Annotated in this window: 12 protein-coding genes and 1 riboswitch; of the genes, 2 read left to right on the forward strand and 10 right to left on the reverse strand. The window is 72.2% G+C overall.

The annotated features are described in order from the left end of the window. Nucleotides 1–12: 12 nt before the first annotated feature. The 6 genes from thiD to ACIBD9_RS14060 form a co-directional block, all read right to left on the reverse strand. Entirely contained in the window at nt 13–798 is a 786-nt protein-coding gene (thiD, locus tag ACIBD9_RS14035) for a bifunctional hydroxymethylpyrimidine kinase/phosphomethylpyrimidine kinase (protein WP_396717512.1), read from the reverse strand. Continuing rightward, nucleotides 795–1,535: a thiamine phosphate synthase gene (locus ACIBD9_RS14040; RefSeq protein WP_396717514.1), complete on the reverse strand. Its 741-nt coding sequence runs from the start codon at nt 1,533–1,535 to the stop codon at nt 795–797. The genes thiD and ACIBD9_RS14040 overlap by 4 nt, the downstream gene beginning before the upstream one ends. Further along, nucleotides 1,532–2,311: a thiazole synthase gene (locus tag ACIBD9_RS14045; RefSeq protein WP_396717516.1), complete on the reverse strand. Its 780-nt coding sequence runs from the start codon at nt 2,309–2,311 to the stop codon at nt 1,532–1,534. Before ACIBD9_RS14045 ends, ACIBD9_RS14040 begins: the two co-directional genes overlap by 4 nt. Then, nucleotides 2,308–2,508, reverse strand: coding sequence for a sulfur carrier protein ThiS (thiS, locus tag ACIBD9_RS14050; protein ID WP_387169454.1), 201 nt, complete (start codon nt 2,506–2,508; stop codon nt 2,308–2,310). Before thiS ends, ACIBD9_RS14045 begins: the two co-directional genes overlap by 4 nt. Further along, entirely contained in the window at nt 2,499–3,662 is a 1,164-nt protein-coding gene (gene thiO, locus ACIBD9_RS14055; protein WP_396717558.1) for a glycine oxidase ThiO, read from the reverse strand. Before thiO ends, thiS begins: the two co-directional genes overlap by 10 nt. Continuing rightward, on the reverse strand, nt 3,659–4,285 hold the full coding sequence (locus tag ACIBD9_RS14060; protein ID WP_396717519.1) for a thiamine phosphate synthase: 627 nt from the start codon (nt 4,283–4,285) through the stop codon (nt 3,659–3,661). Before ACIBD9_RS14060 ends, thiO begins: the two co-directional genes overlap by 4 nt. Next, a riboswitch (TPP riboswitch) is annotated at nt 4,280–4,389 on the reverse strand. Its footprint overlaps the gene before it by 6 nt. A 312-nt stretch (nt 4,390–4,701) precedes the next feature. Between ACIBD9_RS14060 and ACIBD9_RS14065 the strand changes: the two genes are divergently transcribed. Together ACIBD9_RS14065 and ACIBD9_RS14070 are read left to right on the forward strand one after the other, a co-directional pair. Next, entirely contained in the window at nt 4,702–10,533 is a 5,832-nt protein-coding gene (locus ACIBD9_RS14065) for a ThuA domain-containing protein (protein WP_396717522.1), read from the forward strand. Nucleotides 10,534–10,604: 71 nt separating this feature from the next. Beyond that, a complete protein-coding gene (locus ACIBD9_RS14070) occupies nt 10,605–11,159 on the forward strand; it encodes a hypothetical protein (protein ID WP_396717525.1) in 555 nt (184 codons plus the stop codon). Between the two features lie 62 nt (nt 11,160–11,221). On the opposite strand, the gene ACIBD9_RS14075 is transcribed toward ACIBD9_RS14070, so the two are convergent. From ACIBD9_RS14075 to ACIBD9_RS14090, 4 genes are read right to left on the reverse strand one after another with little or no spacing between them, the layout of a single operon-like run. Continuing rightward, nucleotides 11,222–12,184 carry an aldo/keto reductase gene (locus ACIBD9_RS14075; RefSeq protein ID WP_396717528.1) on the reverse strand — a complete coding sequence of 321 codons (963 nt, stop codon included), beginning with the start codon at nt 12,182–12,184 and terminating at the stop codon, nt 11,222–11,224. Nucleotides 12,185–12,221: 37 nt separating this feature from the next. Then, on the reverse strand, nt 12,222–13,022 hold the full coding sequence (locus ACIBD9_RS14080; RefSeq protein WP_396717531.1) for a nucleotidyltransferase domain-containing protein: 801 nt from the start codon (nt 13,020–13,022) through the stop codon (nt 12,222–12,224). Next, on the reverse strand, nt 13,019–14,698 hold the full coding sequence (locus tag ACIBD9_RS14085; protein WP_396717533.1) for an ABC-F family ATP-binding cassette domain-containing protein: 1,680 nt from the start codon (nt 14,696–14,698) through the stop codon (nt 13,019–13,021). The genes ACIBD9_RS14080 and ACIBD9_RS14085 overlap by 4 nt, the downstream gene beginning before the upstream one ends. A 41-nt stretch (nt 14,699–14,739) precedes the next feature. Beyond that, on the reverse strand, nt 14,740–15,345 hold the full coding sequence (locus ACIBD9_RS14090; protein WP_396717534.1) for a class I SAM-dependent methyltransferase: 606 nt from the start codon (nt 15,343–15,345) through the stop codon (nt 14,740–14,742). Between the last annotated feature and the right edge of the window lie 59 nt (nt 15,346–15,404).

The raw sequence follows: 15,404 nt of genomic DNA on the forward strand, positions 1-15,404 counted from the left end.
CCTCCCTGGTGATCAAGCGGACCAGCCGAAGTGGTTCAGCGGCCCGCGCCCCGCTCCCAGCTCCCAGCCCCGCGCGCCAGTCAGCGCACGGAGCACGTACTCCTTGGCGGCCCCCACGGCGGCCGGCACCGGATCGCCCAGACCGAGCCGCACCGCGATCGCCGCCGAGAACGAGCACCCGGTGCCGTGGGTGTGCCGGGTGGTCACCCGGGGTGCGCGCAACAGGGTGGTGACGCCGTCGCCGTGCAGCACGTCGACCGCCTCGCCCCCGTCCAGGTCGCCGCCCGTGACCACCACGTACTCCGGGCCGCCGGCCACCAGGGCCTCGGCGGCCACGACCATCGCGGCCACGTCGTCCACCGGGCGTCCGGTGATCGCCGCGGCCTCCGCGCAGTTCGGGGTCGCCACCCTGGCGTACGGCAGTAGCCGCTCCACCGCGCCCACCACGCCGAGCCGGTGACCACTCGTGGCGACCAGCACCGGGTCGACGACGAGCTGAGGCAGCCGGCCGTCCCGGGCCGCCTCGGCAACCACGTCCGCGATCGCCGGGGTGCCGAGCATCCCCGTCTTCACCGCGCAGACGGCGAAATCGGTGAGCACGCTGTCCAACTGCTCGGTGACCGTGCGCGGGGGCAGCGGCAGCACCGCGTCGACACCCCGGGTGTTCTGCGCGGTGACCGCCGTGAGGACGCTGGTGCCGTACGCGCCCAGCGCGGCGAAGACCTTGAGGTCGGCCTGGATACCTGCGCCGCCGCCGGAGTCTGAGCCGGCGATGGTGAGGATGGTGCTCGGGGTCATTGTTTTTCCCTGGTTGCGGTTTGGGGCTGCGGCAGACCGTGCCCACTCCGGGCGGTCAGGCTTGATCCCTGCGTGGGCACGGTCGGCCGCAGCCCTGACGTGGAGACCTGGGTGACCCCGCGCCGGGTTTGGGTGAGCACAGGGTTGATCGCCTCGACATAAGCGCTGGTCAGACTCGCCGCTGTTTCGGTGGGATCTTCTGCTCGCATGAGTGCGCCCAGCACCGCCACCCCGACGGCTCCCGCCCTGACGCAGGCGGTCACCTGTTCTGGTGTCTCGACTCCGCCGAGGGCCAGCAGGGGCACCGGGCTGGCGCGGACCAGGCTGCCCAGCCCCGCAATGTCCAGCGGTGGGCCGTAGCCCGGTTTTGTTTTGGTGGGCCAGACCGGGGAGATGGTGGCGTAGTGCTCGGTGGTCAGGCGGTGCAGCTCGGCCTCGTCGTGGCAGGAGCGGCCGACCAGGCGGTGGGTTGGTGGCGGGTACGGGCCGGCGGCGGGCAGGTGCACGGCGTCGCCGCCGAGCGGGTCGGGGCCGGCCACGATGAGGGTTCCGCCGACGTCGGCGAGGATCGCGCGCAGCTCGGCGGCGAGGGCTGCGCGTTCGGCGCGGGGCAGGTCCTTCTCCCGCAGCACCACCCAGCGCACTCCCCCGGCCACGGCTCCGGCCACGACCCGGTCGAGCCCGCCCCGCGCGACGAGCCGGTCGGTCAACACGACAACCCCGGACGGCGGGGTCACAGGTCGGGTCTTCCCTCGTCGGGGGTGGAGGCGAGCGCGTGGAAGCGCCGCTCGATCCGACCCGCGCCTGCGGCCAGCCGGCCGGCCTCGACCGCGTACCGCATCGCGGTGGCCATCGCCACCGGGTCGGCCGCCCGGGTGACCGCGCTCGCCAGCAGCACCCCGTCACAGCCCAACTCCATGGCCAGCGCCGCGTCGGACGCGGTGCCGATGCCGGCGTCGAGGATCACCGGCACGTCCACACCCTGCCGGATGAGTCGAATGTGGTGCGGGTTGCCGATGCCGAGCCCCGAACCGATCGGCGAGCCGGCCGGCATCACCGCGGCACAGCCCACGTCGGCGAGGCGACGGGCGAGCACCGGGTCGTCGCTGGTGTACGGCAGCACGGTGAAACCGTCGGAGACCAACTCCTCGGCGGCGCGGAGCAACTCCACCCCGTCGGGCAGGAGTGTCCGCTCGTCGCCGATCACCTCCAGCTTGACCCAGTCGGTGTCGAACGCGTCCCGGGCCAGCCGGGCCACCTTCACCGCCTCTGTCGCGGTGTGGCAGCCGGCGGTGTTCGGCAGCAGGCGTACGCCGCACCGGTCCAGCAGCTCCAGGAGCCCACCGGTGGAGCCCGGCGCCGTGCCCACCCGGCGCAGCGCCAGGGTGACCAGCTCGGTCCCGGACGCCCGGATCGCCTGCTCCAACACGTGCAGGTTCGCGGCACCGCCGGTGCCGAGGATCAGCCGCGAGGTGAAGGTCTCCCCACCCAGCTCGAATGGCACGCCGCTCACCCGCCCTGCGCCGCGGTGAGCACCTCGACCCGGTCACCGTCACGCAGCGCCCGGGCCGGCCAGCCGGTCCGGGGCACCACCTCGCCGTTGACCGCGACCGCCACCCCACGTGGGTGCGGCACGAGGTCGCGGACCAGGTCCGCCACGGACGCGCCAGCGGCGACGCTGCGCCCGGACCCGTTCACCGTCAACTCCACCGGTCCCCCTCCTTCGTCGGTTCAGGTCCGCCCGACGCGGCAACCGCGGCTCCGCCGAAGCGGTCGGCGCAAAAGGGCGCGAGCAGCGGGTCGGGTACGCCGCCGAGCAGCAGATCGGCGATCAGGTCGGCGGTGATCGGGGTGAGCACGATGCCGTGCCGGTGGTGCCCGGTGGCGGCCAGGACGTCCGGTCGGTCGGGCAGCGGCCCGAGGATCGGCGCGTTGTCCGGGGTGCCCGGGCGCAGCCCGGCGACCGCCTCCACCAGGTCGTACTCGGCCAGTTCGGGCAGCAGGTCGACCCCGGCGCGCAGCAGCCGTTGCACGGCGCCGGCGGTGACCGTGGTGTCCGAGCGCTCCTCGACCGTCGCGCCGAGCACGACCTCGCCGTCGGCGCGGGGCACCAGATAGACGTGCTCGCCGTCGGCGTACCCCCGGATCACGTGCCGGAAGCCCGGCGCGAAGCCGTCGGGCGCACGGAGCCGGAGGATCTGGCCCTTCACCGGCCGCACGGGCAGGCCGGTGAGCGCCGCGGCCCCGCAGCCGGCGGCGACCACGGTGACCCCGGCGTCCACATCGGACAGGTGCCGGACCGGCTGCGGCACGAGCACCGCGCCGGCCCGCTGCGCGGCCGCGCGCAGCGCCGGCACCAGCAGCCGGGGATCGACCTGGTGGTCGGTGGGCGCGAGCGCGCCGCCGCGCACCCGTGGGGCGAGCGCCGGTTCGCGGTCGCGCAGCTCACTGGGGCGCAGCGGCGTCACGGGCAGGCCCAACCCCTGCTGGTACGCCCACAGCCGGCGCGCCTCGGCCAGGTCGTCGCCGGTGAGCCCGACCATCAGGGTGCCCTCGGTCCGGTAGCCGATCTCGACTCCGGTCGTCTCGGTCAACTCGGCGGCGAACGCCGGCCAGCGGGCCGCGGACGCCAGCAGCAACCCGGTCAGCTCCCGCTCACCGAAGTACGCCTCGGCGACCGGGGAGAGCATGCCGGCGGCCACCGCCGACGCCCCCGAGCCGGGCGCCGGATCGTGCACCACCACTCGCAGCCCGCGCGTGGCGCAACGCCAGGCGATCGCCAGCCCGATCGGCCCCGCCCCCACCACTGCCACGTCCGGCCGGACCCGGTCGCGCGACGGCGGTGACGGGGACCGGCCGGTCAGCACGTCAGGGCCTCGATCAGCTCGGCGGTAGCCCGTGCCGGGTCGGCGGCGGCGGAGACGGCACCGACCACCGCCACCCCGTACGCCCCGGCGGCCCGCAGCGCGGGCACCCGGGCTGCGGTCACTCCGCCGATCGCGATGACCGGGACGTCGACGGCGTCGACGACGGCGCGTACCCCGGCGGGCCCGATGGGGTCCGGCAGGTCGGTCTTGGTGCTGGTGGTGTGGCACGGCCCGACGCCGAGGTAGCTGGCGCCCGCCCCGACGGCCTCGCGGGCGGGGCCCGGTGCGCGGGCGGTGGCGCCCAGCACACCGGTGGGGCCGAGCACCCGGCGGGCGGCGTCGACCGGCAGGTCGTCGGCGCCGACGTGCCCACCGGCGACGCCCGCCGCCAGCGCCACGTGCAACCGGTCGTTGACCAGGCAGGTCGCTCGGTACGGCGCGCAGAGCGCAAGCACCCGCCGGGTCAGGTCGTACGCCTCGCGGTCGGTGGCGGAATCCTCGACCCGGACCTGCACCACCAGATCGGCGTGGGCCACGCTGAGGGCGGCGCGAACCACGGCGAGTGGGTCGCGACCGGGTCGGGTGTCGGTGATGAGATGCAATCGCCCCAGGGACGGCACGGCAACGCTCCTCCCTGCGCCGGCATTACCCGGATCAGGTTCGACGGTCGGGGGCTGTCAGCCCCCCTCTCAGCCCGGTACACCGGGCTCCCGTGGGTTACTTGCGTGTCACCGTACGACAGATCCGCCGGCCTGCCAAGGCGCGGGGTCGACGGCGGCCGGTGGGCCGGACCGCACCAGAACGACCAAGATCCATGGGGCACTTCATACGGTCCTGTTCGGAATGTCGCCCCCCGTTGCAGAACCGTTACCCGTCTGCATCTTGCCCGACATCGAGGCAGCCGAATTAATTTGTTCAGCGATTCGACAAAATGTCGGTGGAGGCACCGTCGCACGGTGTGACCACCGGCTCCATCAGGGACGGCCTTCGGCGAGCCGACTCCCGCGAGCTCTGTCACTACGACACAGGAGGCGGCGTGTCCCGTTCTCGTCGTGCCCGCGTACCCATCACCGCAACCCTGATCTCCCTGGCCATGGCCTCGACCACCCTGTTCGGCGCGCCCGCCCAGGCGGCCGCCCAGGTTCCCCCACGGGATGCGCAAGCCGCAGCCCCGGTCAGCCAGGTGGTGCCGAAGGCGCCAAAGGCCGCGGCCGATCCCTTCTCCGTCCTGATCTTCTCCAAGACCGCCGGCTTCCGGCACGACTCCATCCCCACCGGTATCGCCGCCATCCAACAGCTCGGTGCTGCCAACGGATTCACCGTGGACAACTCCGAGGACGGCGCCGCATTCAACGACGCCAACCTGGCGAAGTACAAGGCGGTGATCTGGCTCTCCACCACCGGTGACGTGCTCAACGCCGACCAGCAGGCGGCGTTCGAGCGCTACGTGAAGGCCGGCGGCGGTTACGTCGGCATCCACGCCGCGTCGGACACCGAGTACAGCTGGGCCTGGTACGGCGACCTGGTCGGCGCGTACTTCGCCAACCACCCGCAGAACCAGCAGGCCACGGTCAAGGTGGAGGACCACGCCCACCCGTCCACGGCCGGGTTGCCGGACCGCTGGTCCCGGTTCGACGAGTGGTACAACTACCAGACCAACCCCCGGCCGGACGTGCACGTGCTGGCCAGCCTGGACGAGAAGAGCTACACCGCCGGTGCCGGCGCGATGGGTGCGGACCACCCGATCGCCTGGTGTCAGGACTACGACGGTGGCCGCTCCTGGTACACCGGAGGCGGGCACACCCGGGAGTCGTACGCGGAGCCCGAGTTCCTCTCCCACCTGCTCGGCGGCATCCGCACCGCGGCCGGTGTCGAGAACGCCGACTGCGGCGCCTCGAAGACCTCGAACTTCGAGAAGGTCTCGCTGGACAGCAACACCAGCAACCCGATGGAGTTGGACATCGCCCCGGACGGGCGGGTCTTCTACATCGAGCGCGACGGTCGCGTGCAGATCGTGAAGCCGGACACCGGCAACACCGTCACCGCTGTCGACCTGGACGTCTTCACCGGTAACGAGGACGGTCTCATCGGCATCCGGCTCGACCCGGACTTCGCCACCAACAAGTGGGTGTACCTGTACTACGCCCCGAACGACGGCGTCACGCGCAACCTGCTGTCCCGGTTCACCGTGAGCGGTGACACCATCGACCCGGCCAGCGAGAAGCAGGTGCTGCGGGTCGACACCCAGCGCAACACCTGCTGCCACGCCGGCGGCAGCATGACCTTCGACGGCGACGGCAACCTCTACCTGGCCACCGGTGACAACACCAACCCGTTCGAGTCCAACTCGTACACGCCGATCGACGAGCGGGCGGGACGCCAGGACTACGACGCGCAGCGCACCTCCGGCAACACGAACGACCTGCGCGGCAAGGTGATCCGGATCCACCCGGAGGACGACGGGACGTACACCGTTCCGGCCGGCAACCTCTTCGCGCCGGGCACCGAGAAGACCCGTCCCGAGATCTACGCGATGGGCTTCCGCAACCCGTTCCGGATCGGCACCGACCCGAAGACCAACACGCTGTACGTCGCGGACTACGGGCCGGACGCGAACGCGGACAACCCGACCCGCGGCCCGCGCGGCCTGGTCGAGTGGAACATCGTGACCCCCGGTAACTACGGGTGGCCGTACTGCACGGGCACGAACGAGGCGTACAACGACTACACGTTCCCGTCCGGCCCGAGCGGCGCGAAGTTCGACTGCGCCGCGCCGGTGAACAACTCGCCCAACAACACCGGCCTGACCAACCTCCCGCCGGTGGTCCCGGCGACCGTCGACTACGGGTACGCCGGTGACGCGCGTTACCCGGAGATCGGTGGCGGCGGCGCTCCGATGGGCGGTCCGGTCTACCGGTACGACGCCGACCTCAACTCAAACCGCAAGTGGCCGGCGTACTACGACGGCAAGGCTCTGCTCGGCGAGTGGAACCAGAACAAGATGTACACCATGCAGGTGACCCCCGACGGCAAGTCGTTGGTGGACATCAACCAGCTGCTCACCGGCATGAGCATGGTCCGGCCGATGGACTTCGAGTTCGGCCCGGACGGCGCGCTGTACCTGATCGAGTGGGGCAGCGGCTTCGGCGGCAACAACGACAACTCCGGCGTCTACCGGATCGACTACACCGCCGGTGACCGGGCACCGATCGCGGCGGCGTCCGCGACCCCGACGTCGGGCGCCGCGCCGTTGACCGTCGAGTTCTCCAGCGCCGGCTCCCGGGACCCGGACGGTGGCACGCTCACCTACGCCTGGGCCTTCGGCGACGGGCAGACCTCCACCGAGGCCAACCCGACCCACACGTACGCCACGGCGGGCAACTACACCGCCCAGCTCACCGTCACCAACCCCAAGGGTCGTACCGCGGTGGCCAACGTACCGGTCACGGTGGGCAACACCGCGCCGACGGTGACCATCGAGTTCCCGCCGGACGGTGGGTTCTTCGAGTGGGGCGACCAGGTCCGCTACTCGATCAAGGTGACCGACCCGGAGGACGGGCAGATCGACTGCGCCAAGGTGAACCTCCAGGTGCTGCTCGGCCACGACGAGCACGCCCACCCGCTGGAGCAGCACACCGGCTGCACCGGCACCGTGCAGACGTCGCTCGCCTCCGGGCACGGCGCCGAGGCGAACGTCTTCGCGGTCTTCGAGGCCACCTACACCGACGGTGGCGGGACCGGCGGGGCCAGCCCGCTCACCGGGCGCGCGATCGAGGTGCTCCAGCCCAAGCGCAAGCAGGCCGAGTTCTTCACCGCCACCGGGCGCGCACTGGTGAGCACCGGCGGCGGAGACGCCGGCGTGCAGCGGGAGGCCGGCGCCGACACCGCCGGTGGCGGCCAGAGCGTCGCGTTCATCGAGGACGGCGACTGGTGGTCGCTCGCCCCGGCGGACCTGACCAACATCACCGAGATCCGGTTCCGGGCCGCCTCCGCCGCCGCTGGCGGTCGGATCGAGGTTCGCGCGGGTGCGGTTGACGGACCGGTGGTCGCCACGGCCGTCGTACCGTCCACCGGCGCGTGGCAGACGTACACGGACGTGAGCGCACCGGTCACCGGCGCCGCGAGCGGCTCGCTGTACTTCCTGGCCCGCGACCCGAACGGCGGAACTGGTTCGCTGTTCAACGTCAACTGGATGGACTTCGTCGGCCGCGGTGTCACCGAGAACGGGCCGCCGGTGGTCAGCGCCACGGCCACCCCGGCCACCGGCACCGCACCGGTCACCGTCGCCTTCGACGGCACGGCCACCGACGCCGAGGGCGACACCCCGCTGACGTACGCCTGGGACTTCGGTGACGGAGGCACGGCGACCACTCTGGACGCCAGCCACACCTACACCAGCCCGGGCACCTTCACGGCCACCCTCACGGTGACCGACAGCAAGGGCGCCAAGTCGTACGCCACCGTGCCGGTGCGGGTCGACGCTCCCGACACGTCCTGCTTCGGGGCGCGTTCGGACGACTTCAACGGCAACAGCCTCGACAAGGACCGCTGGACCAGCGTGATCCGGGAGAACCAGCTCTACTCGCTCAGTGGCGGCGCACTGCGGCTGCCCACCGGCGTGGGTGACCTCTACGGCGCTCGCAACGACGCCACCAACCTGGTGCTCCAGGCGGCTCCGACCGGCGCGTGGGAGATGACCACCAAGGTCACCCTGCCGGTGACGGCCAACTACCAGCAGGCCGGCGTTCTGGTGTACGGCGACGACGACAACTACGCCAAGCTGGACCTGCTGTACAACGGCAGCCGGCGGGTGGAGTTCATCCGGGAGACGGCGGCCACGCCTCGCAACGAGGCAGCCGACGCCACCAACGCACCGGCGGGTGACACCGTGTACCTGCGGATCACCAGCGACGGGACGAACCTGACCGCGTCCGCCTCGGGCGACGGGCAGACCTTCACCCCGGTCGGCCGTTCGGCCGCGCTCGCCGGCATCACCAACCCGCGGATCGGGGTCTTCGCGCTCAACGGAGGCACCGAGGCGCCGGTTGTCGACGCCGCGTTCGACTCGTTCCAGGTCACGCCGGACGCTCCGGCCGGCCCGGTCGACCCGTCGGACGAGTTCACCGGCAGCACGCTGGACAAGTGCCGGTGGGACGCCATCACGCGGGAGGACCCGAGCGGTTACCGGGTCACCGGTGGCGCGCTGCGGATCGACGTGCCCAACGGTGACATCTACGGCACCGACAACACCGGGCCGAAGAACTTCATCCTCCAGACCGCGCCGTCGGGCGACTGGACCCTGGAGACGAAGGTCGACGGCAGCCTGCTGAACGAGCAGTACCAGCAGGCCGGTCTGCTCGTGCAGGCCGACGACGACAACTACGTCAAGTTCGACTTCATCGCGGACAACCAGGCCGGCCAGGCGGTGACGCGGCGGATCGAGTTCCGCAGCGAGATCGCCGGGGTGGTCCAGAACCCGCAGCCCGAGGCGGGCAACCTGACCTCGGCGGTGTGGCACCTGCGGCTGGCCCGCACTGGCGACACGTTCACCGCGTCGTACTCGGCCGACGGGACGACCTGGACCGCGTTGACGGCGCTGACCAACAGCGCGGTCGGAGCCACCCCGAAGGTCGGGCTCTTCACCCTCGGCGCCGCACAGACGGCGTCGAAGACCGCCTCGTTCGACTACTTCCGGCTCAGCACGAAGGTGGCCGACGAGACCGCGCCGGTCACCACCGCGGCGGTTTCCGGCACCCCGATCGAGGGGTGGCACACCGGGCCGGCGACGATCACGCTCACCGGTGCCGACGAGGCCGGCGGTAGTGGGCTCGCCGGTACGGAGTACCAGCTGGACGGTGCCACCACCTGGACGGCGTACACCGCTCCGGTGGCGGTCAGCGGGGACGGCGAGCACGAGCTTCGGTTCCGCTCGACGGACAAGGCCGGCAACGTGGAGGCGACCAAGACCGTCTCGGTCAAGATCGACGCCACCGCGCCGGTGACCTCGGCGACGTTCGCTCCGGCGAACGACGCCGGTTGGCACAACGGGACCATCCCGGTCGTGCTGGCCGCGACCGACGCCGGATCCGGCGTCAAGACGGTCGAGTGGTCGCTGGACGGTGGCACGTGGACGCCGTACTCGACTCCGGTCGAGGTGACCGGCGACGGGCAGCACGAGCTGCTGTTCCGCTCGACGGACAAGGCGGGCAACGTCGAGACGCTGAAGTCGGCGGTGCTGCGCATCGACGGCACCAAGCCGACGTTGCTGGTGTCCGGGCTGGCCGACGGTCAGCTCTACGGTGACAGCCAGGACGTTCGGGTGTCCTGGCAGGCCGTCGACCCGACCTCGGGCATCGCGAGTGTGGTCGGCCAACTCGACGGCCAGGCGTACACGAGCGGCACTCTGCAGGCCATGTACGACCTGTCGCTCGGCCTGCACGAGCTGACCGTGACCGCGACCGACAAGGCGGGCAACAAGACCACCTCGACGGTCCGGTTCTTCGTCACCACCTCGTTCCGGGACATGCAGAGTCTGCTGGACCGGTTCAAGGCGACGGGGCGGCTCTCGACCAAGGCGCACAAGCAGCTGTCGAACAAGCTCGACGCTGTTCGCGCGTCCGAGGCGGCCGGCGACGACAAGGCGGCCGTCCGGCAGCTGACCGCGTTCCGGACGCTCGCCTCCGACGCCACGTTGGTGCCTGAGGCGGAGGTTCGGGACGTCCTGATCCGGGACGCCGACGCCATGATCGTTCGGCTCGGCGGCGCGGCCAGCAAGGCCGGGGTCAAGGCGAACGACGGTGACCCGGTCAAGGGCACCGGGCGGCTCGGTGGCGATGCCACCCGGCTGGCACCCGGTCGCCAGCTCTGATCCGACGAGGCCCCTCCCCGGCGCTGCGGCGTCGGGGAGGGGCCTCCCTCATCGGTAGGGAGGAGATGTCCGTGACGGGTATCCGCAAGGTCGTGGCCGCCGTGATCGCCGGACTGGCCCTGACCCTGTCCGCCGCTGCCCCGGCGGCCGCGCAGGTGGCTCAGGCCGCTCAGGCCGCCCGGGCGGCGCAGGCCGACAAGCTCAAACTCACGGTGGCCGGCGACGGGGCCGAGGGCGTCACCATCCAGGCCACCCACACCGATGGCCGCCGGCTGGAGCAGGTGGTGCGGTTGGTCCTCACCGCCACCGGCCCGGACGGGCAGCGGATCGGGCCGATGCAACTGGAACCGCAGCCTGAGGGGCACGGCTTCTACAGCAGCGGCTCGGTGCTCTCGGCCGGCACGTGGAAGGTGACGGTGAGGTCCCCCGCCCCGCTGCAAGGCGAGGCCACCGCCACGGTGCAGGCGAAGGCGGCACAGTCACCGCCGGCGCCCAAGCCGGTCGCGGTGACCGAGCCGGCGGACGGCGGCGGAGCGGGCTGGTGGCCGTTCGCGGCGGCCGGTCTCGTGCTCGTGGCCGCCGCCATGGGCGTGGCCATGCTGTTCGGCCGCCGGCGCACCAACTGACCAAACAGCATTCAACGACCGGGCCGGGCCGCGACGAGCGGCCCGGCCCGCTGTCGTTCGGCTCAGAGGACGGCGCGCAGCGCCGCCAGGTCCTCGTCGCTGGGCTCCCAGGTGCCGGCGGCGGCGTTGGCGCGCACCTGCTCGGGCGTGGTGGCACCGGCGATCACCGAGGTCACCGCCGGCTGGGCGGCCAGCCCACCGATCGCCACCTGGAGCATCGTCAGACCCCGCTCGGAGGCGTACGCCTCGATCGCCTCGATGGTGTCCCAGTCGGCCGCGGCGAGCCGCTCGGCGTACCGGCCACCACCGGAGAGCCGGCTGCCGGCCGGCGGCTGGGCCTCGCGCTTGTACTTGCCGGTGAGCAGACCGTTGGCGAGCGGGAAGAACGGCAGCATGCCGAGGCCGAACCGCTCACACGCCGGGATCACCTCGGCCTCGACCGAGCGCTCCACCAGGCTGTAGTGGTTCTGCGCGCTGATGAAGCGGGAGCGGCCGTTGGACGAGGCGACCCAGTCCGCGTCGGCGATCTGCCAGCCGGCGAAGTTGGAGTTGCCCAGGTAGCGCACCTTGCCGTCGCGGACCAGATCGTCCAGGGCGGCGAGGGTCTCGTCGATCGGGGTGCCCGGGTCGGGCTCGTGCATCTGGTACAGGTCGATGTGGTCGGTGCCGAGCCGACGCAGCGACGCCTCCACCGCGCGGGCGATGTAGCGCCGCGCACCCCGGGCGCCGAAGTCCGGCCCGTTGAGGCCGTTCATGTCCATGCCGAACTTGGTGGCCACCACCACGTCGTCCCGGCGCCCCTTGAGCGCCTGCCCGAGCAGCTCCTCGGAGCTGCCCTGCGGCTCGCCGTAGATGTCGGCGGTGTCGAAGAGGGTGATCCCGGCGTCCAGGGCGGCGTCCACCACCGCCCGGGTGCCGTCGAGGTCCAGCTTGCGGCCGAAGTTGTTGCAGCCGATGCCGACCACGGACACCACGAGCCCGGAGTCGCCCAGCCGGCGATAGGTCATCTCAGTCACGAGATCCACCCTATGCCGGCCGGGTGCGGGCCACCTCGGGGGCGGCTCAGCCGACCACCTCGGTGACCAGCTCACGGGCGGCGTTGATGGTCGCGGCCAGCTCGACCGGATTGCGGCCGACGCCGCTGAGCAGTGCCTGCACCCGCTGCGCGAAATGCGGGGGTGCCCCCGGCAGCATCCCCGCTGCGGCGATCATGCCCTTCTCGTTGACCAGCCACCGACCGGCTCGGGCGTGCAGCACCTGGGCGAGCACCCCGACCGCCCGGAACAGGCAGCCCGCGACGTACCCGCTGTCCCCGCCGACGGCGGCCTTGGCCGCGCCAGTCAGCAGAAACCCGGCCTCCCAGCCGCCGGCCACCAGCGCGTCGGCGAGCGCGGGCGGATAGTCCCGGGTCTGCTCTTTCAGCCGGGTCAGCTGGCCGGTCGGGTCCGCCAGTACCTGGCACAGCGCTACCTCGCCGACGTAGGCGGACGAGTAGAACCCGAGTGGGTGCCCGGCCTGCACCCCCACCTCGTACCTGCCGGCCCGGCAGTCCGTCCAGACGCGCTGCACCCGGTCGAGGTCCCGGTAGATCCAGTCCACGGCGACCCCGCCGATCCGCAGCCAACCACCCCCGTCGACCCAGGGGCCCCAACCACCGGGGGCGGTGAGCGCGACGTCGGTGTCGTCGGCGACCGTCGCGGCGACCGCACGCAGCGCCGGCACGTCCAGCTCACCCCGGTAGTAGAGACCCAGGTCCCAGTCCGAGTCGGGGCGGTGCTCGCCGCGCGCCCGGCTGCCACCGAGCGCCACGGCGACCACCCCCTCGACGGCGCACAGCCGGTCGGGCAGGTCGGCGGGGATCACCCGACGTCCCAGACCGGTTCCGGGGTCTCCACCACCTCGCTGTCGCCTCGGAACAGCACGAACCGGTCGAAGGAGCGGGTGAACCAACGGTCGTGGGTGACCGCGATCACCGTTCCCTCGAAGGCGTTCAGGCCCGCTTCGAGCGCTTCCGCGCTGGCCAGGTCGAGGTTGTCGGTGGGCTCGTCGAGCAGCAGCAGGGTCGCCCCGGACAGCTCCAGCAGCAGCACCAGGAACCGGGCCTGCTGTCCGCCGGAGAGCGTGCCGAAGCGCTGGTCGCCCTGCGCGGCCAGCTCGTAGCGGCTGAGCACCCCCATCGCCGCGTGCCGGTCCATCCCGGTGCGATGCTCGTCGCCCCGCCAGAGGATCTCGACAAGCGTCTTCGACATCAGCTCCGGCCGGTCGTGGGTCTGGGAGAAGTGCCCGGGTCGGACCCGGGCACCGAGGCGGGCCGTGCCGTCGTGCGCCACCGGAGCGAGCGCCCCCGCACCGTCGACCGGCCCGTTCGCCGGGTCCGGGTCGGTGCCGCCCCGGGCCAGCAACCGCAGGAAGTGCGACTTGCCGGTGCCGTTGGCACCGAGCACCGCCACCCGGTCGCCGTACCAGATCTCCAGGTCGAAGGGGAAGGTCAGGCCGTCGAGCTCCAGCTGCTCGCAGACGACCGCGCGTTTGCCGGTCCGCCCGCCGCTGAGCCGCATCCGGATGTCCTGGTCCTTCGGCGGTACGGGCGGCGGCCCGGCCTCCTCGAACTTGCGCAACCGGGTCTGCGCGGCCTGGTAGCGCGAGGCCAACCCGTCGTTGTACGCGGCCTTCTGCTTGTACATCAGCATCAGCTCGCGCAGCTTCTGGTGCTCCTCGTCCCAGCGTCGGCGCAGCTCGTCGAGGCGGGCGTGCCGAGCCACCCGAGCCTCGTGCCAGCTGGCGAAGCCGCCCGGGTGCACCCAGGCGCTGCCACCCTCGACGGCAACCACCCGGTCGGCGCTCTGGGCCAGCAGCTCGCGGTCGTGCGAGACGTAGAGCACCGACTTCGTCGACTCGCGCAGTCGCGCCTCCAGCCAGCGCTTGCCGGGCACGTCGAGGAAGTTGTCGGGTTCGTCGAGCAACAGCACCTCGTCCGGGCCGCGCAGCAGCAACTCCAGGGCGAAGCGCTTCTGCTGGCCGCCGGAGAGGGTACGCACCGGCCGGTCCCGTACGGCGTCCCAGGGCTGGCCGAGCACGATGGTCGCGACGGTGTCGAAGAGCACCTCGGCGTCGTACCCGCCGGCCTCGCCCCAGGCGCCGAGCGCGTCGGCGTACGCCAGTTGGGCCTTGCCCGCGGCGTTGCTGAACTTGCCGTGGGCCTCGGCCGCCCGCATGGCCGCCTCGGTCTCGCGGAGCCGCCGACCGGCGTCGCGCAGCGACGGTGGGGCCAGCGACAACGCCAGGTCGGCGAGTGTCGACTCATCGCCGATCATGCCGATGAACTGGCGCATCACGCCCAGCCCGCCGGCCCGCGCGACGACGCCGCTGCGCACCGGCAGGTCGCCGGCGACCATCCTCAGCAGCGTCGTCTTTCCCGCGCCGTTCGGCCCGACCAGGGCAACCTTGCTGCCCTCCCCGACCCGGAACGACACGTCGGCGAAGAGTTCCCGACCGTCGGGCAGGATGTGCCCGACCGCTGCCACGTCCACGTATCCCACGCCGGGATCCTGCCCCAGTGAGGGTCGGGGGGTACATCCAATTACCGGGTGACGCGCAGCACCCGGAAGCCCTTCTGGCTGGCGTACCGCTCGACCTGCCAGCTCTGCTCGGTGAGCCAGCGTTGCAGTGAGTCACCGCCGAGGTGCCGGGCGACGACCAACCAGCCGACGCCGTCCGGGGCGAGTCGGGGCAGCCAGCGCAGCAGCAGGTCGTGCAGCCCGTCCTTGCCGATCCGGATGGGTGGGTTCGACCAGAGCTGGGCGAAGCGGACATCGTCCGGAACGTCGTCCGGCGCGCTGACCCGGACCCGGTCGGCAGCGCCGATCCGGGCCGCGTTGGCGGCGGTCAACTCGCGGGCCCGGGCGTTGACGTCGACGGCCCAGATGGTGCTGGTGGGCGCGAGGTCGGCCAGCACGCAGCTGATCGGCCCGAACCCGCAGCCGAGGTCGAGCAGGTCGCCACCGGTGTCGGCGGCGGGCAGCTCGGCCTTACGCAGAAGCACCGCGGTGCCCGGGTCGAGCCGGCTGGCGGAGAAGACTCCGCCGGCCGAGGTGAGCCGGTAGTCGCGGTCGGCGACGGAGAACTCGACCTCGCGCGCCGGGGCGTCGCTGGTTGGCTGAGCGGTGAAGTAGTGGTCGCCGGTCACCCGGCAATTCTCGCACCGGTCTCGGGCGGGCCCGACACGGCCCGCACGCACATTTCCTC

Source organism: Micromonospora sp. NPDC050784 (assembly GCF_044456765.1).
Lineage (GTDB): Bacteria > Actinomycetota > Actinomycetes > Mycobacteriales > Micromonosporaceae > Micromonospora > Micromonospora foliorum.

What these genes read in the sequence shown, in the direction of transcription:
- thiD (WP_396717512.1), bottom strand. Translation starts at nt 798, where the DNA reads ATGACCCCGAGCACCATCCTCACCATCGCCGGCTCAGACTCCGGCGGC.